The 19,279-nt window shown below is 74.8% G+C and carries 17 protein-coding genes and 1 pseudogene; 4 read left to right on the forward strand and 14 right to left on the reverse strand.

Annotated elements, in window-relative coordinates:
- Window positions 1-21: 21 nt before the first annotated feature.
- The 4 genes from EMA09_RS18360 to EMA09_RS18375 form a co-directional block, all read right to left on the reverse strand.
- Window positions 22-1,830 carry an ABC-F family ATP-binding cassette domain-containing protein gene (locus tag EMA09_RS18360; protein WP_129842100.1) on the reverse strand — a complete coding sequence of 603 codons (1,809 nt, stop codon included), beginning with the start codon at window positions 1,828-1,830 and terminating at the stop codon, window positions 22-24.
- On the reverse strand, window positions 1,823-2,764 hold the full coding sequence (locus tag EMA09_RS18365; protein ID WP_129842101.1) for a 4-(cytidine 5'-diphospho)-2-C-methyl-D-erythritol kinase: 942 nt from the start codon (window positions 2,762-2,764) through the stop codon (window positions 1,823-1,825). Before EMA09_RS18365 ends, EMA09_RS18360 begins: the two co-directional genes overlap by 8 nt.
- A 171-nt stretch (window positions 2,765-2,935) precedes the next feature.
- Window positions 2,936-3,790, reverse strand: a complete 855-nt coding sequence (gene rsmA / locus EMA09_RS18370) for a 16S rRNA (adenine(1518)-N(6)/adenine(1519)-N(6))-dimethyltransferase RsmA (protein ID WP_129842102.1) — start codon at window positions 3,788-3,790, stop codon at window positions 2,936-2,938.
- Entirely contained in the window at window positions 3,787-4,635 is an 849-nt protein-coding gene (locus EMA09_RS18375) for a TatD family hydrolase (RefSeq protein ID WP_129842103.1), read from the reverse strand. The genes rsmA and EMA09_RS18375 overlap by 4 nt, the downstream gene beginning before the upstream one ends.
- An 84-nt stretch (window positions 4,636-4,719) precedes the next feature.
- On the opposite strand from EMA09_RS18375, the gene EMA09_RS18380 reads away from it, so the two are divergent.
- Complete coding sequence (locus EMA09_RS18380; RefSeq protein WP_129842104.1) at window positions 4,720-5,478, forward strand: class I SAM-dependent methyltransferase; 759 nt, start codon at window positions 4,720-4,722, stop codon at window positions 5,476-5,478.
- A 1-nt stretch (window position 5,479) separates the two neighbouring features.
- On the opposite strand, the gene rsmI is transcribed toward EMA09_RS18380, so the two are convergent.
- Window positions 5,480-6,337, reverse strand: coding sequence for a 16S rRNA (cytidine(1402)-2'-O)-methyltransferase (gene rsmI / locus EMA09_RS18385; protein ID WP_240796462.1), 858 nt, complete (start codon window positions 6,335-6,337; stop codon window positions 5,480-5,482).
- Between the two features lie 82 nt (window positions 6,338-6,419).
- Here rsmI and EMA09_RS18390 point away from each other — a divergent pair, with 82 nt between their 5' ends.
- Window positions 6,420-8,135, forward strand: coding sequence for a phospholipid carrier-dependent glycosyltransferase (locus EMA09_RS18390; protein ID WP_129842106.1), 1,716 nt, complete (start codon window positions 6,420-6,422; stop codon window positions 8,133-8,135).
- A gap of 57 nt (window positions 8,136-8,192) precedes the next feature.
- Here EMA09_RS18390 and EMA09_RS18395 read toward each other — a convergent pair whose 3' ends face one another.
- From EMA09_RS18395 to EMA09_RS18420, 6 genes are read right to left on the reverse strand one after another with little or no spacing between them, the layout of a single operon-like run.
- Window positions 8,193-9,422, reverse strand: a complete 1,230-nt coding sequence (locus EMA09_RS18395) for a cytochrome P450 (RefSeq protein ID WP_129842107.1) — start codon at window positions 9,420-9,422, stop codon at window positions 8,193-8,195.
- The gene (locus tag EMA09_RS18400) at window positions 9,419-10,660 is read right to left on the reverse strand and encodes a cytochrome P450 (protein WP_129842108.1); all 1,242 of its coding nucleotides are present in this window, start codon (window positions 10,658-10,660) and stop codon (window positions 9,419-9,421) included. The genes EMA09_RS18395 and EMA09_RS18400 overlap by 4 nt, the downstream gene beginning before the upstream one ends.
- Window positions 10,657-11,268 carry an ATP/GTP-binding protein gene (locus tag EMA09_RS18405; RefSeq protein ID WP_129842109.1) on the reverse strand — a complete coding sequence of 204 codons (612 nt, stop codon included), beginning with the start codon at window positions 11,266-11,268 and terminating at the stop codon, window positions 10,657-10,659. The genes EMA09_RS18400 and EMA09_RS18405 overlap by 4 nt, the downstream gene beginning before the upstream one ends.
- Window positions 11,249-11,605 carry a DUF742 domain-containing protein gene (locus EMA09_RS18410; RefSeq protein WP_129842110.1) on the reverse strand — a complete coding sequence of 119 codons (357 nt, stop codon included), beginning with the start codon at window positions 11,603-11,605 and terminating at the stop codon, window positions 11,249-11,251. Before EMA09_RS18410 ends, EMA09_RS18405 begins: the two co-directional genes overlap by 20 nt.
- Entirely contained in the window at window positions 11,602-12,045 is a 444-nt protein-coding gene (locus tag EMA09_RS18415) for a roadblock/LC7 domain-containing protein (protein ID WP_129842111.1), read from the reverse strand. The genes EMA09_RS18410 and EMA09_RS18415 overlap by 4 nt, the downstream gene beginning before the upstream one ends.
- Window positions 12,038-13,468 carry a histidine kinase gene (locus EMA09_RS18420; RefSeq protein ID WP_240796463.1) on the reverse strand — a complete coding sequence of 477 codons (1,431 nt, stop codon included), beginning with the start codon at window positions 13,466-13,468 and terminating at the stop codon, window positions 12,038-12,040. Before EMA09_RS18420 ends, EMA09_RS18415 begins: the two co-directional genes overlap by 8 nt.
- Window positions 13,469-14,507: 1,039 nt before the next feature.
- On the opposite strand from EMA09_RS18420, the gene EMA09_RS18425 reads away from it, so the two are divergent.
- Window positions 14,508-16,175 carry a penicillin-binding transpeptidase domain-containing protein gene (locus tag EMA09_RS18425; protein WP_206305966.1) on the forward strand — a complete coding sequence of 556 codons (1,668 nt, stop codon included), beginning with the start codon at window positions 14,508-14,510 and terminating at the stop codon, window positions 16,173-16,175.
- A gap of 62 nt (window positions 16,176-16,237) precedes the next feature.
- A pseudogene (locus EMA09_RS18430) lies at window positions 16,238-16,514 on the forward strand (MazG-like family protein).
- A gap of 14 nt (window positions 16,515-16,528) precedes the next feature.
- Here the strand turns inward: EMA09_RS18430 and EMA09_RS18435 are convergent.
- Genes EMA09_RS18435 through EMA09_RS18445 form a run of 3 tightly spaced genes read right to left on the reverse strand, consistent with a single transcriptional unit; the run spans window position 16,529 to window position 19,181 of the window.
- Window positions 16,529-17,308, reverse strand: a complete 780-nt coding sequence (locus EMA09_RS18435) for an ABC transporter ATP-binding protein (RefSeq protein WP_129842112.1) — start codon at window positions 17,306-17,308, stop codon at window positions 16,529-16,531.
- Complete coding sequence (gene cbiQ, locus EMA09_RS18440; RefSeq protein ID WP_129842113.1) at window positions 17,296-18,069, reverse strand: cobalt ECF transporter T component CbiQ; 774 nt, start codon at window positions 18,067-18,069, stop codon at window positions 17,296-17,298. The genes EMA09_RS18435 and cbiQ overlap by 13 nt, the downstream gene beginning before the upstream one ends.
- On the reverse strand, window positions 18,066-19,181 hold the full coding sequence (locus EMA09_RS18445) for an energy-coupling factor ABC transporter permease (RefSeq protein ID WP_129842114.1): 1,116 nt from the start codon (window positions 19,179-19,181) through the stop codon (window positions 18,066-18,068). The genes cbiQ and EMA09_RS18445 overlap by 4 nt, the downstream gene beginning before the upstream one ends.
- Window positions 19,182-19,279: the final 98 nt, after the last annotated feature.

A 19,279-nucleotide genomic window follows, 5' to 3' on the forward strand; every position in this document is an offset into this window, starting at 1 on the left:
GCCGGTGCGGGTCGGTGCCGGTCAGCCCTGGTCGGACAGTTCGAGCCAGCGGTTCTCCAGATCGTCACGCTCGCCCGCGAGTTCGCGCAGCTCCGCGTCGAGCCCCGCGACGCGCTGGAAGTCGGTCGCGTGCGCCGCCATCTCACCGTGCAGCTCCGCCTCGCGGGCGCCGATGCGGTCCAGCCGGCGCTCGATGCGCTGGAGTTCCTTCTGCGTGGCGCGGGACACCTGCGCGGGCGTCGCCGCCGGCCGCTCCGCGGCGGCCGGCGCGCGGTCCGCCGCCACCTCGTGCACCGCCGTCTGCGCAGCCCTGCGCTCCAGGTACTCGTCGATGCCGCGCGGCAGCATCCGCAGCGTGCCGTCGCCCAGCAGCGCGAACACCCGGTCGGTGACGCGCTCCACGAAGTACCGGTCGTGGCTGATGACGACGAGCGACCCGGGCCAGCCGTCGAGGAGGTCCTCCAACTGCGTCAGCGTCTCGATGTCCAGGTCGTTGGTCGGCTCGTCGAGGAACAGGACGTTCGGCTCGTCCATCAGCAGCCGCAGGATCTGCAGCCGCCGCCGCTCACCGCCCGACAGGTCCCCGACCGGCGTCCACTGGCGCTCCCGCCCGAACCCGAACCGCTCGCAGAGCTGCGACGCCGACATCTCCCGGCCCTTGCCCAGGTCCACGCGCGAGCGCACCCGCTCCACGGCCTGCAGCACCCGCCACTCCGGGTCGAGTTCACCGACCTCCTGCGACAGGTACGCGAGCCGCACCGTCTTCCCCACGGTGACGCGGCCCTCGCTCGCCTCGCCGCGCGCCAGCGTCCGCAGCAGCGAGGTCTTGCCCGCGCCGTTCACCCCGACCAGGCCGATCCGGTCGCCCGGGCCGAGCTGCCACGTCAGGTGCGACAGCAGCGTCCGCTCCGACGCGCCCTCCCCGACGCGGACCGTCACGTCCTCCAGGTCGTACACCGTCTTCCCGAGCCGCGCGCTCGCGAAGCGCGACAGCTCCGCCGTGTCGCGCGGCGGGGGCACGTCCTCGATCAGCGCGTTCGCCGCCTCGACGCGGAACCGCGGCTTGCTCGTGCGGGCCGGTGCGCCGCGCCGCAGCCACGCCAGCTCCTTGCGGACGAGGTTCTGCCGCTTCGACTCCTCGGCGGCGGCGACGCGCTCCCGCTCGGCGCGCGCGAAGACGTAGTCGCTGTAGCCGCCGTCGTACTGGTGGACGGTGCCGCGCTGTACGTCCCACACGCGGGTGCACACCTGGTCGAGGAACCACCGGTCGTGCGTCACGACGACGAGCGCCGCGCGGCGCGTCCGCAGGTGGGACGCGAGCCAGGCGATGCCCTCGACGTCCAGGTGGTTCGTCGGCTCGTCGAGCACGATCAGGTCCTGCTCGGCGACCAGCAGCTTCGCCAGCGCGATCCGCCGCCGCTCGCCGCCGGACAGCGGGCCGATCACCGTGTCGGGGCCGGCTGGGAAGCCCGGCATGTCCAGGCCGCCGAACAGGCCGGTCAGCACGTCCCGCACGCTGGCGTCGCCCGCCCACTCGTGGTCGGCGAGGCCGCCGATGACCTCCTGGCGGACGGTGGCCGCGGGGTCGAGCGAGTCGCCCTGCGTGAGGACGCCGAGGCGCAGCCCGCCCGCGTGCGTCACCCGGCCGTCGTCCGCCTCCTCCTGGCGGGTGAGGAGACGGATCAGCGTGGTCTTGCCGTCGCCGTTGCGGCCGACGACGCCGATCCGGTCCCCCTCGCCGACGCCGAGGGAGACGCCGTCGAGGAGGGTGCGGGTCCCGTAGACCTTCCGGATGGCCTCGACGCTGGCCAGGTTCCGCTGTTCAGGCATGGGAGACGATGGTAGTCGCCCCCGGCGCGGGCGCCGTCGTCGCACGGGCAGCGCGGCAGGTGCCGGAGGTCTCGAGGGCGGCGGCGACCTTGCGGGCCGTGCCGGCGTCGGCCGTCAGGAACGCCACGGTCGGCCCCGAGCCAGAGACGAGACCGGCCAGCGCGCCGGCGCCCGTTCCGGCGCGCAGGGTCTCGTCGAGCGCGGGCCGCAGGGACAGGGCGGCGGGCTGGAGGTCGTTCGCGCCGGGCAGGGCCGCCGCCAGGGCGTACGGGTCGCCGGCGGCGAGCGCGGCGAGCAGCGCGGGATCGGCCTCGGGCTCCGGCACGGGGGCGGCGGCGCGCAGCCGGTCGCACTCGCGGTACACGGCCGGCGTGGACAGGCCGCCGTCCGCGAGGGCGAAGACCCAGTGGAACGTGCCGCCGACCGGCAGCGGGGTCAGCCGTTCACCGCGCCCCCGGCCGAGCGCTGCGCCCCCGACGAGGCTGAACGGCACGTCGGACCCGAGCCGCGCGCACAGGTCGAGCAGCACCTCGCGCGGCGTGCGGGTGCCCCACAGGGCGTCGCAGGCCAGGAGGGCGCCCGCCGCGTCGGCGCTGCCGCCGGCCATGCCGCCGGCGACCGGGATGTCCTTGTCGATGTGGAGACGGACGGCGGGCGGGCGGCCGTGGTGCCCGGCGAGGAGGACGGCCGCGCGCACGGCGAGGTTGCCGCCGTCCAGGGGCACCAGGTCGCTTCCGGGACCGGCGCAGGTGACGCGGGGCACGGCCGGGTCGGCACCGGCGTCGGCCGGGGCCGCCGTCACCCGGTCGTACAGGTCGACGGCGAGGAAGACGTTGGCCAGGTCGTGGAAGCCGTCCGGCCGGGGGCCGCCCACGGCGAGCTGCGCGTTGACCTTGGCGGGGACGCGGACGGTGACGGCGGGGGTGGGCGGCATGGGGGGTTCTCCCGGGCGGTTCCTGCGGGGGCGGGACGGCGGTCCCGGCGGCCGTTCAGTCTAGTTCCGCCCGGCCCCGCGCCCCGCCCGCAGCTCACGCCGGGGCGAGGAGGCGCGAGTCCTCCGGCAGGACGCCGGCGGACCGCTCCCAGCCGCCGCGCCGGACGGACCCTAGCGCGGGCGGTGTTCCGCCAGGCGTGCGAAGTCCTCGACGGTCAGGGCCTCGCCGCGCGCCGTCGCCGGTACGCCGGCCGCGCGGCACGCCTCCTCGGCCGCCGCCGCCGACCCGGCCCAGCCGGCCAGCGCCGAGCGCAGGGTCTTCCGCCGCTGCGCGAACGCCGCGTCCACGACCGCGAAGACCTCGGCCCGGCTCGCCGACGTCGCCGGCGGCTCGCGCCGCTCCAGCGCGACCAGGCCCGAGTCGACGTTCGGCGCCGGCCAGAACACCGACCGCCCGATCGCCCCGGCCCGCCGCGCCCGCGCGTACCAGGCGGTCTTCACGGACGGCACCCCGTACACCTTCGACCCGGGACCCGCCGCCAGCCGGTCGGCGACCTCCGACTGCACCATGACGAGCCCGCGCTCCAGGCTCGGGAAGGACGCCAGCATGTGCAGCAGGACGGGCACGGCGACGTTGTACGGCAGGTTCGCGACGAGGGACTGCGGCGCGGGCCCCGGCAGCTCCGTGACGCGCAGGGCGTCCGCGTGCACCAGGCGGAAGCGGTCCGCGCGCTCCGGGAGGCGCGCCGCGACGGTGGCCGGCAGCGCGGCGGCCAGCACGTCGTCGATCTCGACCGCCGTGACCGAGCCGGCCTCCGCGAGAAGCGCCAGCGTCAGCGACCCGAGGCCGGGGCCGATCTCGACCACCGTGTCGTCGGGACCCACCCCGGCCGCGCGCACGATGCGGCGCACCGTGTTGGCGTCGATGACGAAGTTCTGGCCGCGCTGCTTCGTCGGCCGCACGCCGAGGGCGGCGGCCAGCTCGCGGACGTCCCCCGGGCCGAGCAGCGCGTCGGCGGCCGTCATCCGAAGACCCGCTCGGTGTTGGCGGCGATGTGCCCGGCCAGCTCGTCCTCGGACAGGCCCTGCACCCCGGCCATGGCCCGCAGGGTCACCGGGACGAGGTACGGCGCGTTCGGGCGGCCCCGGAACGGCGCGGGCGTGAGGAACGGCGCGTCCGTCTCCACGAGCAGCAGCTCCGGCGGCGCGGCCGCGAGCGCGTCCCGCAGGGGCTGGGCGCTGGCGAACGTCACGTTGCCCGCGAACGACATGTAGTACCCGGCGGCCGCGCAGACCCGGCTCATCTCCGCGTCGCCCGAGTAGCAGTGGAAGACGGTGCGGCGCGGCGCGCCCTCCTCCTTCAGGATGCGCAGCACGTCGGCGTGGGCGTCCCGGTCGTGGATGACGAGCGCGACGTCGCGCTCCTTCGCCAGCCGGATGTGGCGGCGGAACGACCGCTGCTGCGCCGCCGTGCCCTCGGGGCCGGTGCGGAAGTAGTCGAGCCCGGTCTCGCCGATCGCGCGGACCTCGGGGTGCCCGGCGATGGCCTCGATCTCGTCCAGCGCGGCGTCCAGGGCGGCCGGGCCGTGCTCGGCCTCGATACGGGCCGCCTCGTTCGGGTGCAGGGCGACCCCGGCGGTGATCGCGTCGTGCTCGGCCGCCGCCGCCACGGACCAGCGGGCGCGTGCCACGTCGCAGCCGATCTGCACCAGCCGCGTCACGCCCACGGCGGCCGCCTTCGCGAGCGCCTCGTCGACCGTGCCGGACTGCATGTCGAGGTGGGTGTGCGAGTCGGCGACGGGCACGGCCAGCGGCTCGGGCAGCGGGGGTGGCACGTTCTGCTCGGCCTTGGCCTTGGCTGACTTGGGCATGCCCCGATCCTACGGTGGCCCGGCGGGCTCCCGAGCAGGGGAAAAGAGGGTGCGGCGGCCGGGCACGGCAGGCAGGCTCCGGCCATGAGCACTTTCGACGACCTGCTGGCCGAGGGCGAGGCCGTTCCCACCGAGGGGTGGGACTTCTCCTGGTTCGAGGGGCGCGCGACCGAGGAACGCCCGCCCTGGGGGTACGCCCGCCTCCTCGCCGGGCGGCTGGCCGCGGCCCGTGCCGCCCTCGACGTCCAGACCGGCGGCGGCGAGGTCCTGGCCGGCGCTCTGGCCGCCGCGTCCGCCGTGCCGCCGGTCCTGGCCGCGACCGAGCCGTGGGCGCCGAACCTGGCGCTGGCCCGCCGCGCCCTCGCGCCGTACGGCGGCACGGTGGAGCACGTCGCGGACACGGCCGGCCTGCCGTTCCCCGGGGCGCGGTTCGACCTCGTCGTCAGCCGGCACCCCGTCGTGACGCGCTGGGACGAGGTCGCCCGCGTCCTCGCGCCGGGCGGCACGTATTTCTCGCAGCAGGTCGGGGACGGCACCCTCCGGGAACTCACCGACGCCCTCATGGGACCGCAGACCGTCAGCCCTGTCCGCAACCCCCTGCGGGCCGTCGCGGAGGCGGAGGCGGCCGGTCTCACGGTCGTCGATCTGCGGCAGCGGATGCTGCGCATCGAGTTCTACGACATCGCCGCTGTCGTGCACTTCCTGCGCAAGGTCGTCTGGACGGTCCCCGGCTTCACGGTCGCCGCGTACCGCGAGCAACTGGCCGGGCTGCACCGCTTCATGGAACGGCACGGGCCGTTCGTCGCCCACTCCCACCGGTTCCTGATCGAGGCCCGCGCGTGAGTCAGGACCGCTTCGCCGCCACCACCGCGTCGAACACCTGCCGCTTCGGTACGCCCGCCTCCCGCGCGACCTCGGCGATGGCCTCCTTGCGCGCCTGACCCGCGTCCTCGCGCTCCGCGACCCTTCGCGCCAGCTCAGCGGCGTCCGGGGCGTCACCCGACCCGGCGGCCGGATCGGCACCCGCCACCACCACCGTGATCTCCCCGCGCACCCCCGCCTCCGCCCACTCCGCCAGCTCGTCCAGCGGACCGCGCCGCACCTCCTCGTACGTCTTCGTCAGCTCCCGGCACACCGCCGCGCGCCGGCCGCCGCCGAACGCATCCGCCATCGCGGCCAGCGTCGCGGCGAGCCGGTGCGGCGCCTCGAAGTAGACGAGGGTGCGGCGCTCCCCGGCCGCCTCGCGCAGCCGCGCCGCCCGCTCGCCCGGCTTGCGCGGCAGGAACCCCTCGAAGCAGAAACGGTCCACCGGCAGCCCCGACAGCGCCAGCGCCGTCAGCACCGCCGAGGGCCCCGGCACCGCCGTGACGCGCGCGCCCAGCTCCACCGCCGCCGCCACCAGCCGGTACCCCGGGTCGGACACCGACGGCATCCCCGCGTCCGTCACCAGCAGCACCCGCGCGCCCGACTCCAGCTCACGCGCCAGCTCCGGCGTGCGCGCCGCCTCGTTGCCCTCGAAGTACGACACGACACGGCCGTCCACCCGCACCCCGAGCCCCTGCGCGAGCCGCCGCAGCCGCCGCGTGTCCTCGGCGGCGACCACGTCCGCCGAGCCCAGTTCCGCCGCCAGTCTCGGCGGGGCGTCCGCGAGGTCGCCGATCGGGGTTCCGGCCAGTACGAGGGTGCCTGTCGTGCCTGTCACGCCCCCATCCTCACCCATCCGGGAACGCCCGGCCGACCGTGCCCGCCACCGCCCCCCGGCCCGGATGCCAAGATGGCCCGTGATGAGCAGCCAGACCGCGACCGAGACCGCCCCGGGCGACGACGACCGGGCCACGTCCACCGGCTGGGCGGCGCGGTTGCGCCGCTTCGGCCACGTGCCGCCGCGCGACGGCGGCGGCGTGCGCGAGCGGCTCGTCCCGCCGTTCCCCGAACCCGGCATCCGCCTGTGGAGCTACTTCGGCATCGCGGGACCCACCGCCGTCCGGCTCGCGCGCTGGACCGGCTGGGGCGGCCCGGTCCTGGTCGCGCTGCTCGCGGGCGTCCTCCGCTTCTGGAACCTCGGCTCGCCGGACGACGTGATATTCGACGAGACGTACTACGCCAAGGACTCCTGGTCCCTCCTGCAGAAGGGCTACGAGACCGACTGGCCCGACGACGCCGACGAACGCATCATCGCCGGGCACATCCCCCTCGGCGACTCCGCCGCGTACGTCGTCCACCCGCCCGCGGGCAAGTGGGTCATCGCGCTGGGCGAGTGGGCGTTCGGGCTCCACCCGTTCGGCTGGCGCTTCATGGTGGCGCTCCTCGGCACCCTGTCCGTGCTGCTGCTGTGCCGCATCGGACGGCGTCTCTTCCGCTCCACGTTCCTCGGCTGCCTGGCCGGCGTGCTGATGGCCGTGGACGGGCTGCACTTCGTGATGAGCCGCACCGCGCTGCTCGACCTGATCGTCATGTTCTGGCTGCTCGCCGCCTTCGGCGCGCTGCTCGTCGACCGGGACCGGGCACGCGCGCGCCTCGCCGCCGCCCTGCCCACCGGCACCGACGGACTCCTGCGCCCCGACACGGGCGTCGCGGAACGGCTCGGCCTCGGCGCGCGCCCCTGGCGCATCGCCGCCGGCGTCTTCCTCGGCCTGGCCTGCGCGACCAAGTGGAACGGGCTGTACGTCCTGGCCGCCTTCGGCATCCTGACGGTCCTGTGGGACGCGGGCGCCCGCCGGGTCGCCGGCTCCAACCGGCCGTACCACACGATGCTGCGCCGGGACGCCGTGCCCGCGTTCGTCTCGCTCGTGCCCGTCGCCCTCGCCGTGTACCTCGTGTCCTGGACCGGCTGGTTCGCCACCTCCGGCGGCTACTACCGCGACTGGGCCGACCGCCCCGCCGACGACAGCGCGTGGAGCTGGATCCCCGGGCCGCTGCGCAGCCTGTGGCACTACAGCTTCGAGGTGTACCGCTTCCACGTCGGCCTCACCAGCGAGCACAACTACCAGTCGAACCCGTGGAGCTGGCTCGTCGCCGGCCGCCCCGTCACCTACTTCTACGAGTCGGCCGACCCCGGCGCCGACGGCTGCCCGTACGCCAGCGGCTGCTCCCGCGAGGTCCTCGCGCTCGGCACGCCCCTGCTGTGGTGGACGGCCTGCTGCGCCCTCGTCTACCTCTGCTACCGCTGGCTGTGCCGCCGCGACTGGCGGGCCGGCGCGGTGCTGTGCGGCGTGGCCGCCGGCTACCTGCCCTGGTTCATGTACCAGGAGCGGACCATCTTCTACTTCTACGCCGTCGTGCTGGTGCCGTTCCTGTGCCTCGCGGTCGCGATGCTGGTCGGCACGTTCCTCGGCCCGCCCGGCTCGACGGAACGCCGCCGCGTCCTCGGCATCGTGGCGACCGGCGTACTGGTGCTCATGATCGTGTGGAACTTCGTGTACTTCTACCCGATCTACACCGGGCAGCTCATCCCGCACGACGGCTGGCGCGCCCGCATGTGGCTCGACACCTGGGTATGACCCGGCCCCGGGCGGCGGACCGTCCCGGGGCCGGAAGACTGTGGGGGTGGGGACGCGTCAGGCGGTGGCGGCCGGCGCGTCGGTCAGGACGACCGGCAGGGACCGCAGGTCGCCGGCGATGAACGACTCGGCCATCGCCGGCCGGCCGTCGCCCGCGGCGCGGATCTCCGGGAACGCGGCGAACAGCGCGGGGAGGGCCACCATGCCCTCAAGACGCGCCAACGGTGCGCCGAGGCAGAAGTGGATGCCGTGGCCGAACACCAGGTGCTGCTTGTCGGCCCGGTCGATGTCGAACGTGTCGGGGTCCGCGTGGACCCCCGGGTCGCGGCCGTGGGCGCCGAATCCTATGAGGATCAGGTCGCCCTTGGGTATCGTCACGCCGTCCGGCAGCGCGATGTCGTCCGCCGCGTACCGCATGGGCAGGTGCATGATCGGCGGGTGGACCCGCAGGGTCTCCTCGATCACGTCCGCCCACCGCTCCGGCTGCCGCAGCACGGCCGCCCGCTGCTCCGGGTGGGTCAGCATCGCGTGCACCGCGTGGTCGATCATGGAGACGGCGGTCTCCGACCCGGCGCCGATCATCAGGATCAGCGTCGAGACCAGCTCCTCCTCGGAGAGCTGGTCGCCGTCCGCCTCGCGCACGGTCAGCATGTGGCTCGTGAGGTCCTCGCCCGGGTTCTCCCGCTTGGTGGCGAGCAGCAGGCCCATCACCTCGTACATCTCGCGCTGCGTGGCCGCCATCTGCTCGACGCTCACGGCCGTCGTCAGCACCGCGTCCATCGCCGCGAGCATGCGGGCGCGCTGCTCCTCCGGCACGCCGAACAGGTCGGTGATCAGCCGCGTCGGCACCTTGTAGGAGAACGCCGGCCGCAGGTCCACCGTCCCGCCGGCCGGGACCTGCCGCAGGTCGTCGATCAGGTCGGCGACGATCCGCTCCAGCGCGGGCCGCAGCGCCTCGATCCGCGCCGGCGTGAACGCGCCGCCGATGAGCCGCCGCAGCCGCCGGTGCTCGTCGCCGTCGCTGGTGAACATCGACTTCACGTCCACCCACGCCGTCAGCCACGGTATGGCGCCGGGCCGGTAGCCCGGCCAGTTCTTCCGGGCGTCCTTGGAGACGGCCGGGTGCAGCAGCAGGTGTCTGGCGATGTCGCCGCGCGTCACCGACCAGGCGGTCACACCGTCGGGCAGGGCGACCTTGACGGCGCTGCCCGCCGCGCGGAGCCGGTCCGCCTCGCCGTAGAGGTCGCTCCCGGTGGGGTCGATTTCGACGAGCGGTTGAGTGGTCATGCGGAACCTCCTGACGCGGGCGCCGGGGTGACCGGCGCCTCCTTGGGTGAGAAACGCACGTGCATCGCGACCGGGCACTGGTGGAACGGACCAGGCCGGTTGACAGGGGGCTCACCGGGTTCGGCGAGGCGCATGTCCCACAGCCGGTCCATCACCGTCTCGATCGCGACCTGCGCGATGACGGTGGCCTGGGTGACGGCCGGGCAGCGGTGCGGTCCCGCGGACCACGCCAGGTGGGAACGGTTGTTGAAGCCGAGGTCGGGCGGCAGCATCGGGTCGGTGTTCGCCGCGGCGTGGGAGATCAGCACGGGCACGCCGGCCGGCACGGACACGCCCTCGACGACCACCGGGTTCCTGGCGTAGTGGACCGAGAAGTTCGCCATGGGGGCGCGCTCCCACAGCGCCTTCTCCAGCGCGCGGCGCACGGTGACGGTGCCCTCGGTGAGGTCGCCGACGTACGCGTCGTCCGTCAGCAGCAGGCGCAGGCTGTGCGCGATCCACGCGGCGGTCGGGACCATGCCCGCGCCGACCAGGCAGTAGAGCTGGTTCAGGATCTCCTCGCCGGTCATCCGCGCCGGGTGCGCCAGCATCCAGGACGTGATGTCCTGCCCCGGCGCGCGCTGCTTGAGCTGGATGACCTCCAGCAGGGACGCGACGAACTCGGCCGCGCCCGCCGCCGCCTTCGGCCCCGCCGCGATGATGTCCTGGCAGCCGGCGACCATCCGGCTCGCCACGTCGGTGGGGCAGCCGAGCAGTTCCGCGAAGACGTACAGCGGCACGACGTCGGCCAGCTCGGCCATCACGTCGGCGTGGCCGCGGGGCGCGGCGTCCGCGATCAGCCGCAGCGTGGCGCGGCGCGTGATGTCGCTCAGGTCGTGCGTGCTGACGCGGGCGAGGCAGTCGTCCAGGGCGCGCCGCAGCCGCGCGTGCTCCTCGCCGTCGGCGTACAGGACGCTGGCGCGGTAGCCCATCAGCGGCAGCACCGGGCTGTCGGGGGGGATGCGGCCCGCGTTGAGGTCCGCCCACAGGCGGGAGTCCTTCGAGAACGTCGCCGTGTTGTGGAGGACGGCGAGCGCCGCGCGGTGGCTCGTCACGATCAGGGCGGGGACGTCCGGCGCGATCTCGGCCGGGGCGATCGGCCCGATGGACCGCAGCTTGCGGTAGGTGGTCTGCGGGTCGCGGGCGAAGTCGTCGCCGTACAGCCGGGTCAGCGCCCAGGGGACGAAATCGGTGGTCATCGGGTCACGGACTCCATGCGGGAACGGGAGAGCAGGTGCGTCACCAGGGATATGAGCGCGTCCTTGGCCGAGGCGCGCTGCCTGGCGTCGCACAGCACGAGCGGGGTGGTCGGCTCCAGGTCCAGCGCCTCGCGCAGCACCGCCACGTCGTAGTGCGGGGCGTCGTCGAAGACGTTGACGGCGACCGCGTACGGCACGCCGGCCTCCTCCAGGCGGCCGATCGAGTCGAAGCTCGCCTCCAGACGCTGCGGGGTCCGCGTGTCCACCAGGACGAGGCCGCCGAGGGCGCCCTCCAGCAGTCCGCTCATCTGCCACGCGAACCGGGCCTGTCCTGGCGCGCCGAACAGGTAGAGCACGATGTCGGAGGCGATCGTGAGGCGGCCGAAGTCCATGGCGACGGTGGTCGTCGTCTTGCCCTCCATGCCGCCGAGGTCGTCCACGAGTTCGCCGGCCCGCGTCATGCGCTCCTCGGTCGCGAGCGGCGCGATCTCGGAGACGGAGGCGACGTACGTGGTCTTGCCCACGCCGAACGCGCCGAGGACGACGATCTTCACGGAGGTCGTGACCCCCGGGCGCAGGTAGGCGCTCTCAGAGAGCACGGAGGCCATCAAGAATCCTCTCCAGCAGGGACATGTCGTGCACCGCGGCGGCGGGGACGGGATCGCGGGCGATCAGGTAGCCGTCGTCCACGAGGGCGGCGACCAGCACCTTGGTGACGGCGCCCGGCAGCCGCAGGTGCGCGCTGACCTCGGCGACCGACAGCACGCCCGGCATGCACACCTCCATCACCTGGTGGCTGTAGGGGTCCAGGCCGCGCGGGTCGCGGTCGGCCTGGACGATCAGCAGCGTGGCGAGGTCGAGCGTCTGGCGGGACGGCCGTGCCCGGCCGCCGGTGGGCGTGTGGGTACGGACCATCCCGCGGCGCTGCCGCCCGTGCGGGGTCATGAGCGCACGGGGCCGCGCTCACGGGCGGACAGGACTCCTCTGAGCCCGTTGACGGCGCGCGTCGTCGCCATGGTGACGAGGCCGACCTCCGGGCTCGTCATCGGTTCGCTGACGGAGACGGCGATGTACACCCGGGGACCGGCCGCGAACATCAGCACGGTGTGGTCGCCGAGGTCGACCACCGACTTCTGCCACGGCATCTGCTGGTCGAGCGGCCCGCCGCAGAACTCGCTCAGGGAGCGGCTGAGGTTCTGCAGCCCGGCGAGGGTCGCGGCGGTGCGTTCGGCCGCGTCGCGCGACAGGTTGTCGGACGAGGCCAGCAGCAGGCCGTCGGAGGTGAGCAGCAGGGCGTTGGCGGCGGCGGCGTGCTCGGAGGTGATGCGGTTGAGCACCCAGGTCATGTCGGTGCTCTCGACCGTGGGCCGTTCGCTGTCAGTCATGGTGCTGGTCTTCTCCTTCTGCGGTACGGATGGCCGAGGCCACGTTCGCCAGGCCGGCGGCGGCTGCCTCCGGGTCCTGGAGGACGGCCGGCGCGGTATCGGGTTCGGGAGCGGCGGCCGGGGCGGGGGAGCGCCGGCGGCGCCTCGGGAGACCGGAGGCGGACGCGGTGGTCCTGATCTCTCCGGCGGGGCCGGTGGGCAGCGGTTCCTCCTCCTCGGGGGCGCCGGGGAGCGCCTGCGCCGCGGTCGCGGCGGGGGCGGCCTGCGCGGGTTCCGGCTGCGGCGCCGGGTCCGGAACGAGGTCCTGTGCCGGTTCGGGAACGGGCGCGGCGTCCGGCGCCCCGGTGGCCCGGGGGCGGGTCTCGCGGGTGTCGTTCGGCCCGTCGGCGAGCAGCGTGTGCGGCACGCGCAGCACGGCCCGTACGCCGCCGAAGGGGGAGACGGACGACACGTCCACGTCGAAGCCGTACTCGTGGCACAGGCGGCCGATCACGGTGAAGCCGAGCTGCACGCTGTCCGGCAGGCTGGTGACGTCGATGACGCCGCCCCGGGACAGGGCGGTGGCCGCCTGCTCGCGCAGGAAGACGTCCATGCCGACACCGGCGTCGTCCACGACGACGCAGTAGCCGTCGTGGACCTGCTGGATGAAGACCTGCACCTGGCCGTGCGAGTAGGAGGTCGCGTTGTTCAGCAGCTCGGTGAGCGCCACGGCGAGCGGTTCGGCGACCCGGCCCTCGATCCACACCTTGCCGGTGTCGGGCTCGTAGCTGTACGCCACGCGCCGGTAGGCGTCGATGCGGCCGCGGGCGCCCTCGATCAGTTCGGCGAACGGCAGGTTCGCGCGCTGGACGCCGGGCCAGGACCCGGCGACGATCCGCATGCGCTGCACGCCGTGCAGGCAGCGGGTGATCAGGTGGTCGAGGCTCATCAGGCCCTCGACGTACGCGGACGCGTCCGGGTGCCGCTCGACCTCGTCGAGGAGGCGCTTCTGGGCGGCGGCCAGCATCGTCTGCGGCTCGTCGAGCATGTCCCGCACGGCGGCGAGGGTGGAGCGGGCCACGTTGTGCCGGGCGGTGGCGGCGGCCTCGCCGACGAGGCCGAGGACCGTCTCGTGGCCGGCGCCGACGGCGGTGGGGGCCAGTTCCTCGTGGAGGAGGCCGGGGACCTCGATCGAGCGGTACTGCCGTACGTCGCGGTCGATCAGGGCGGGCAGCCGGGTCTCGGCGAGGTGGACCAGCTCCTCGCGCAGGGCGTCGGCCTGTGCCCGCGCGCCCGCGGACTCGCTCTGGGAGTAGGCGACGTCGCTCTGCGCGCGGCTCAGTTTCCTGCGCAGGTCACGGCGGCCCTGGATCTGCCGTACCAGCGCGGCGGCCAGCGCGACGACGCAGACGCCGAGCACGGCACATACGATCCACAAATCCATATCTTCCTCTCGGCCGACAGAATCACGGGTGGTCAGGGACCGGCTTCCGCAGCGCTGTCGCCCCTCCGCCGGACGCGGCTTCGCCCGGCCGTGGGCGGACCGGGACGCGCGTCTGACACGGCGTCGGGCGGGGAGCGGCGTGCGCGGGGCGGGCGGCGGCGCGTCATCGCGGCGGTGCGGCCCGCCTTTTCTCCCGCGCGACCGTGTCCGCACCGGCCGACCACCGCCCCCGGCCTCTCGGCGGGACACCGCAGGCGTGGGGCAGGGGCCTGTCGATCACAGTGGTGGTCATCAGAGAACAGTCCATCGCAGGAAGCGGGTCAGGAAGCCTGGCGCAGACTACCGGCGGCCCCGGTGCGCCGCGCGGTCGCCGGAACGGCCCGCACGGCCCCGGCCGGGGCCTGCAACAGATCCGTACCCTTCCAGACGCGGCGCGTGCGCGGAAGGGGGGTCCGCCACCCGGCGGACGCCAACCCGGCTCCGTGAGCAGCGGCGTGACGTCCTGTCCGAACGGCTGTCCGCCACGCCTGACGTGCGGTCCGGTACCCAGCTGATCCGGCGTCAGCGCACGGCGAACGGGGCCTGCGACCCGCCCCCGGCGCGGGCATCGCCGCAGGCCGTACGGGCCGCCCACCGCCCTCGGCGGCAGGGGCGGGCGCCCCCGTGACTGTGACGTAAATCTCGCCGCCCGGGGATGTCCCGGGCGCCCGCCGCGCCATCTGCGTGCGTCCGTGCACCCGCGCACGTCAGGGGCGCGTGGCGATGCTTGCGCGCCTCCTCGACAGGTTCTCCACGCCATGGGCCGCTCCGGGCGAAAACCGGTGCATACCTCTCACACGCCCCGGCACGCCGATGCGTCACCGCACGTGACGGCGGTGCGACGGTCGGCTCCACCGATTCCGCACCGTGACGTGAACGTGACGGGGGGCTGCCGTCCGGAATGCCCGACCCACCGGTTATGCTGCGGCGGTGCCGCCGAGGAGCGGGACTTTCCAGGGGCAGGGCGCCAGTGGCCAGGGGCAGGGGCGGGGCAGCAGCTATGCGGAACGGACAGCGGATCGCGGTCATCGCCGGGACGAGCGCGGCGGTCGTCGCGCTGGTCGGGTTCGGGGCCTACAGCCTCCTGGGCGACGACGGCGACGACCAGGCCCCGGCGTCGGCCACGACCGACGGCGGCCCGGCCGGCGGCGAGGCCACCGAGGACCTCGAACCGCCGACGGCCGAGGAGATCACGCAGGCGTCCGCCGCGTTCCTCGACGCCTGGGCGCGGGGCGACGCGGCCGCCGCCGCGGCACTGACCGACGACCCGGAGGCCGCCCGCGCGGCCCTGGAGGCGCTGAGCGACAGCACCGGCTTCGCCGACGCGGTGTTCGAACCGGCCGCGCCCGAGGGTGCCGAGGTGCCGTTCTCCGTCGCCGCGACCGTCTCGGCCCCGGACGACGACCGGATCGAGCCGGCCGCGTGGGAGTACACCTCCCGCCTGGAAGTGGTGCGCGACGCCGGGTCCGGCGAGGCCGTCGTCGCGTGGCGGCCGGCGGTCCTCCACCCTGCGCTGGGCGACGGCCTGGACATCGAGGTCGGCCCGGTCGCCGAGGCCGCGCCGGCGGACGTCCTCGACGCGGACGGCGGTGTCCTCACCGCCGACGACCACCCCACCCTCGCGCCGATCATCGACGAGCTGGCCGAGCGGTACGGCACGACCGACCCCGCTGGCGGCTCGACCGGCGCCGAGCTGCGCATCGTGGACATCGCGGGGGAGACGGTGGAGTCCCTGCTGACGCTGGCCGAGCCCGTCCCCGGCGAGATCCCGACGACCATCGACCCGGCGCTCCAGCAGGCGGCCGAGGCGGCCGTCGCCGACCGGTCGACCGCCGCCGTCGTCGCCGTCCAGCCGAGCACCGGCGCCATCCGCGCCGTGGCGAACTCCCCGGCCGACGGCATGAACCTGGCCTTCGAGGGCAGCTACGCGCCCGGCTCCACGTTCAAGATCGTCACCGCGTCGCTGCTGATCGACCGCGGCCTCGCCGCGGCGGACGAGCCCCACCCGTGCCCCCAGTACTTCGAGGTCGGCGGCTGGCGCTTCCAGAACCTGGACGAGTTCGAGATCGAGGGCGGCACGTTCGCCGACAGCTTCGCCGCCTCCTGCAACACCGCCTTCATCAGCCAGGCCCCCGAGCTGGCCGACGACGACCTCGGCAACCAGGCCCGCGACTACTTCGGCCTCGGCCTCACCTGGTCGATCGGCGTCCCCTCGATGGACGGGCAGGTCCCCACGCAGTCCGACGCGCAGATGGCGGCCTCCCTCATCGGGCAGGGCGGCGTCCGCATGAACCCGCTCAACATGGCCTCCGTCTCCGCCACCGTGCAGAGCGGCGTCTTCCGCCAGCCCTACCTGGTCTCCACGGACTTCGCGCCCCGCGAGCTGGCCACCGCCCCGCGCTCCCTGGACGGCTCGACGGCGCAGGAGCTGCGCGCCCTGATGAACCGCACCGCCACCAACGGCACCGCCGCCGCGGCGCTCGCCGGGCTCGGCGGCGACATCGGCGGCAAGACGGGCTCCGCCGAGGTCGACGGCCAGGACAAGCCGAACGCCTGGTTCACCGCCTACCAGGGCGATCTCGCCGCCGCCGCACTCGTCCCCGAGTCCGGCCACGGCGGCGACAACGCGGGACCGATCGTCGCCGACGTCCTGCGGGCCGACGGCTGACGGCGGCCGTGCCGGGCGCGGGCGGCGAGTGGGACGAGGTCTGGGCACGGGTCGAACGGCTCGTGGCCCGGCTCGACGCGCACGACGCGCGGACCGCGCCGGCCCCGCCCGAGGTGACGCGGCTGCTGCGCCTCCTCAAGATCACGGAGGAGGCGGGTGAGGTGGCCGAGGCCGTTCAGGGCGCCATGGGGCCGCAGCCACACTTGGGACGACGTCACCGCCGAGGTGTGTGACGTGATCCTCACCGGCATGGTGGCCCTCGCCTCGCTCACCCCGGACGCGCGCGGCGCGCTAACCCGGCATGTCGCGGCCGTCGCCGGGCGGGCCGGCGTGGCGTGAGGCGTGCCGCCCGCTCAGCGGCGGGCGGCGCGCGGGTCGAATCCGAAGGGCAGCTCCAGCCGGTGCCGGGACAGCAGCCCGTCGTCGGACAGCAGCTCCGGCGTCGGGCCGTCCGCCGCGATGACACCGCCGCTCAGGATGACGGACCGCGGGCACAGCTCCAGGGCGTACGGCAGGTCGTGCGTCACCATCAGGACGGTCAGGCCGAGGGACAGCAGGATCTCCGCCAGGTCGCGGCGGGCGGCCGGATCCAGGTTGGCCGACGGCTCGTCGAGGACGAGGATCTCCGGGTCCATCGCGAGGACCGTCGCCACCGCGACACGGCGGCGCTGCCCGAACGACAGGTGGTGCGGTGGCCGGTCCGCGTACTCCGCCATCCCGACGCGCTCCAGCGCGCGCGTCACGCACGCGTCGAGTTCGGCGCCGCGCAGGCCCGCGTTCGCCGGGCCGAACGCCACGTCCTCCCGCACCGTCGGCATGAAGAGCTGGTCGTCCGGGTCCTGGAAGACGATGCCGACCCGCCGCCTGACCTCGGCCAGGGTGTCCCGCCGGACCGGCAGCCCGGCGACGCTGACGGTGCCGGCGCCGGCCGTCAGGATGCCGTTGAGGTGCAGGACGAGGGTGGTCTTGCCCGCGCCGTTCGGCCCGAGGAGGGCGACGCGCTCGCCGCGCCGCACCGTCAGGTCCACGCCGAACAGCGCCTGGTGCCCGTCCGGGTAGGCGTAGGCGAGGCCCTCGACGTCGAGCGAGGGCGGCGGGGGAGTGCCGTCGGGAGTGCTCGTCACAGCGTCCATCCCAGCACACACACGACGCACGCCGGCAGGGGGAGGGCGGCGGCGTACGCCCACTGCGCGCGGGTGGCGGTGAGCCGGTCGATGACGGGCATGCTGCCCGTGTAGCCGCGGCTGAGCATCGCCAGATGGACCCGCTCCCCGCGCTCGTAGGTGCGGATGAACAGGGCGCCCGCCGTCTTGGCGAGGATGCCCCAGTGCCGCGGGCCGCGGGCCGTGAAGCCCCGGGAGGCGCGGGCGACGCGCATGCGGGCCAGCTCGCCGGAGATCACGTCGGCGTAGCGCAGCATGAACGACGCGATCTGCACGAGCAGCGGCGGCATGCGCAGGCGCTGCAGGCCGCGCAGCACGTCGCGCAGCTCGGTCGTGGCGGCGAGCAGCACGGAGGCGGCGACGCCGAGGGTGCCCTTGGCGAGGACGTTCCACGCGCCCCACAGGCCCGACTCGCTCAGCGACAGGCCGAGCCACTCGACGCGCGGCCCGGAGGCGATGAACGGCAGCAGGACGGCGAAGGCAACGAACGGGGTCTCGATCAGCAGCCGCCGCAGGACGAACCCGGCGGGCAGCCGCGCGAGCGCCGCCACGGCGGCGAGGAACAGGGCGTACACGCCGAACGCCCACACCGCCTCCCGCGGTGTCGCGACCACGACGAGGACGAACGCCAGGACGGCCGGCAGCTTGCAGTGCGCGGGGAGGCGGTGCACGGGGGTGTCGCCGGGGCGGTACAGCCCGGCGGCGGGGCCGTGGCCGGCGGGGCCGCTCATCGGGCGGCGGTCGTCCGCTGCCCGTCGGACGGGGCGGGAACGGCGCCGGGGCCGGCGTCGGGAGCACGCCCGGTGCGGCGGCGGACGGCGAGGAAGACCCCGGAGCCGAGGGCGAGGGTCACGGCGACACCGGCCGCGCCGGCGAGTCCGGTGGACAGGCGGGCGTTGTCGATGTCCTTGACGCCGTAGTCGGCGAGCGGGGAGTCGGCGAGGCCGTGCTCCTTCTCCTCGGCCGAGATGCCCTCGTCGCCCGCGACCTTCTCCAGGCCGTCGGGCGACGCGGAGGCGTAGAAGCTGACGAACGCGGCGAGGACGACGGCGACGGCGAGGCCCGTGAGCCACAGCGGGCGCAGCGGACGGCCGCGGCCGGCGGGCGCGGTGTCCTGCCGCGCGGGGGCCGCGGCGGGCGCGGGCAGCTCGGCGCCCGAGGCGTCCCGCAGGACCAGGGCCGGGCGGACGACGGACGCGGCCGAGTGCACGAGGTCGGGCCGCACCGCGAGGACCGCGCCGACCGTGGCGGTCGTGATCACGGCCTCGCCGAGGCCGATGAGGAGGTGCACGCCCACCATGGCGGCGAGGACGCGGCCGATCGCCACGTCCGCCGTGCCGCCGATCGCGTACAGCCCGGTGAAGCCGAGCGCCGCGACGGGCACGGACAGGAACGCGGCGGCGAACGTGGCGACCGCGACCGGCCCGCGCGCGCCGCCGCGCCGGGGCAGGACGCGCAGCAGGCCCTGGAACACGACGTGGGCGACGACGCAGGTGACGACGCCCATGAGCGTGATGTTCGTGCCGAGGGCCGTCAGCCCGCCGTCCGCGAACAGCAGCCCCTGCAGCAGGAGGACCACCGACAGGCACAGCACGCCGGTGTACGGGCCGACCAGGACCGTGGCGAGCGCGCCGCCCAGCAGATGGCCGCTGGTGCCGGCCGCCACGGGGAAGTTGAGCATCTGGACGGCGAAGATGAACGCGGCGACCAGGCCGGCGAGCGGCGCGGTGCGCTCGTCCAGCTCACGGCGCGCCCCGCGCAGCGACACGGCGACGGCGCCCGCCGCGACGACTCCGGTCGCCACGGACACGGGCGCGTTCAGGAATCCGTCGGGGACATGCATGCCGGTCTCGCTCTCTGTGGCCCACCCTCAGTTCGACTTCCGTTCGATACTAAAGCGCTCTTGCGAAGACCTCGCAAGAGCGCCTGTGTGACATCTGC

Source organism: Streptomyces sp. RFCAC02, assembly GCF_004193175.1.
Taxonomy (GTDB): Bacteria; Actinomycetota; Actinomycetes; order Streptomycetales; family Streptomycetaceae; genus Streptomyces.

What these genes read in the sequence shown, in the direction of transcription:
- EMA09_RS18360 (WP_129842100.1), bottom strand. Translation starts at nt 1,830, where the DNA reads ATGCCTGAACAGCGGAACCTGGCCAGCGTCGAGGCCATCCGGAAGGTC.
- EMA09_RS18365 (WP_129842101.1), bottom strand. Translation starts at nt 2,764, where the DNA reads ATGCCGCCCACCCCCGCCGTCACCGTCCGCGTCCCCGCCAAGGTCAAC.
- rsmA (WP_129842102.1), bottom strand. Translation starts at nt 3,790, where the DNA reads ATGACGGCCGCCGACGCGCTGCTCGGCCCGGGGGACGTCCGCGAGCTG.
- EMA09_RS18375 (WP_129842103.1), bottom strand. Translation starts at nt 4,635, where the DNA reads ATGCCCAAGTCAGCCAAGGCCAAGGCCGAGCAGAACGTGCCACCCCCG.
- EMA09_RS18380 (WP_129842104.1), top strand. Translation starts at nt 4,720, where the DNA reads ATGAGCACTTTCGACGACCTGCTGGCCGAGGGCGAGGCCGTTCCCACC.
- EMA09_RS18390 (WP_129842106.1), top strand. Translation starts at nt 6,420, where the DNA reads ATGAGCAGCCAGACCGCGACCGAGACCGCCCCGGGCGACGACGACCGG.
- EMA09_RS18395 (WP_129842107.1), bottom strand. Translation starts at nt 9,422, where the DNA reads ATGACCACTCAACCGCTCGTCGAAATCGACCCCACCGGGAGCGACCTC.
- EMA09_RS18400 (WP_129842108.1), bottom strand. Translation starts at nt 10,660, where the DNA reads ATGACCACCGATTTCGTCCCCTGGGCGCTGACCCGGCTGTACGGCGAC.
- EMA09_RS18405 (WP_129842109.1), bottom strand. Translation starts at nt 11,268, where the DNA reads ATGGCCTCCGTGCTCTCTGAGAGCGCCTACCTGCGCCCGGGGGTCACG.
- EMA09_RS18410 (WP_129842110.1), bottom strand. Translation starts at nt 11,605, where the DNA reads ATGACCCCGCACGGGCGGCAGCGCCGCGGGATGGTCCGTACCCACACG.
- EMA09_RS18415 (WP_129842111.1), bottom strand. Translation starts at nt 12,045, where the DNA reads ATGACTGACAGCGAACGGCCCACGGTCGAGAGCACCGACATGACCTGG.
- EMA09_RS18420 (WP_240796463.1), bottom strand. Translation starts at nt 13,468, where the DNA reads ATGGATTTGTGGATCGTATGTGCCGTGCTCGGCGTCTGCGTCGTCGCG.
- EMA09_RS18425 (WP_206305966.1), top strand. Translation starts at nt 14,508, where the DNA reads ATGCGGAACGGACAGCGGATCGCGGTCATCGCCGGGACGAGCGCGGCG.
- EMA09_RS18435 (WP_129842112.1), bottom strand. Translation starts at nt 17,308, where the DNA reads ATGGACGCTGTGACGAGCACTCCCGACGGCACTCCCCCGCCGCCCTCG.
- cbiQ (WP_129842113.1), bottom strand. Translation starts at nt 18,069, where the DNA reads ATGAGCGGCCCCGCCGGCCACGGCCCCGCCGCCGGGCTGTACCGCCCC.
- EMA09_RS18445 (WP_129842114.1), bottom strand. Translation starts at nt 19,181, where the DNA reads ATGCATGTCCCCGACGGATTCCTGAACGCGCCCGTGTCCGTGGCGACC.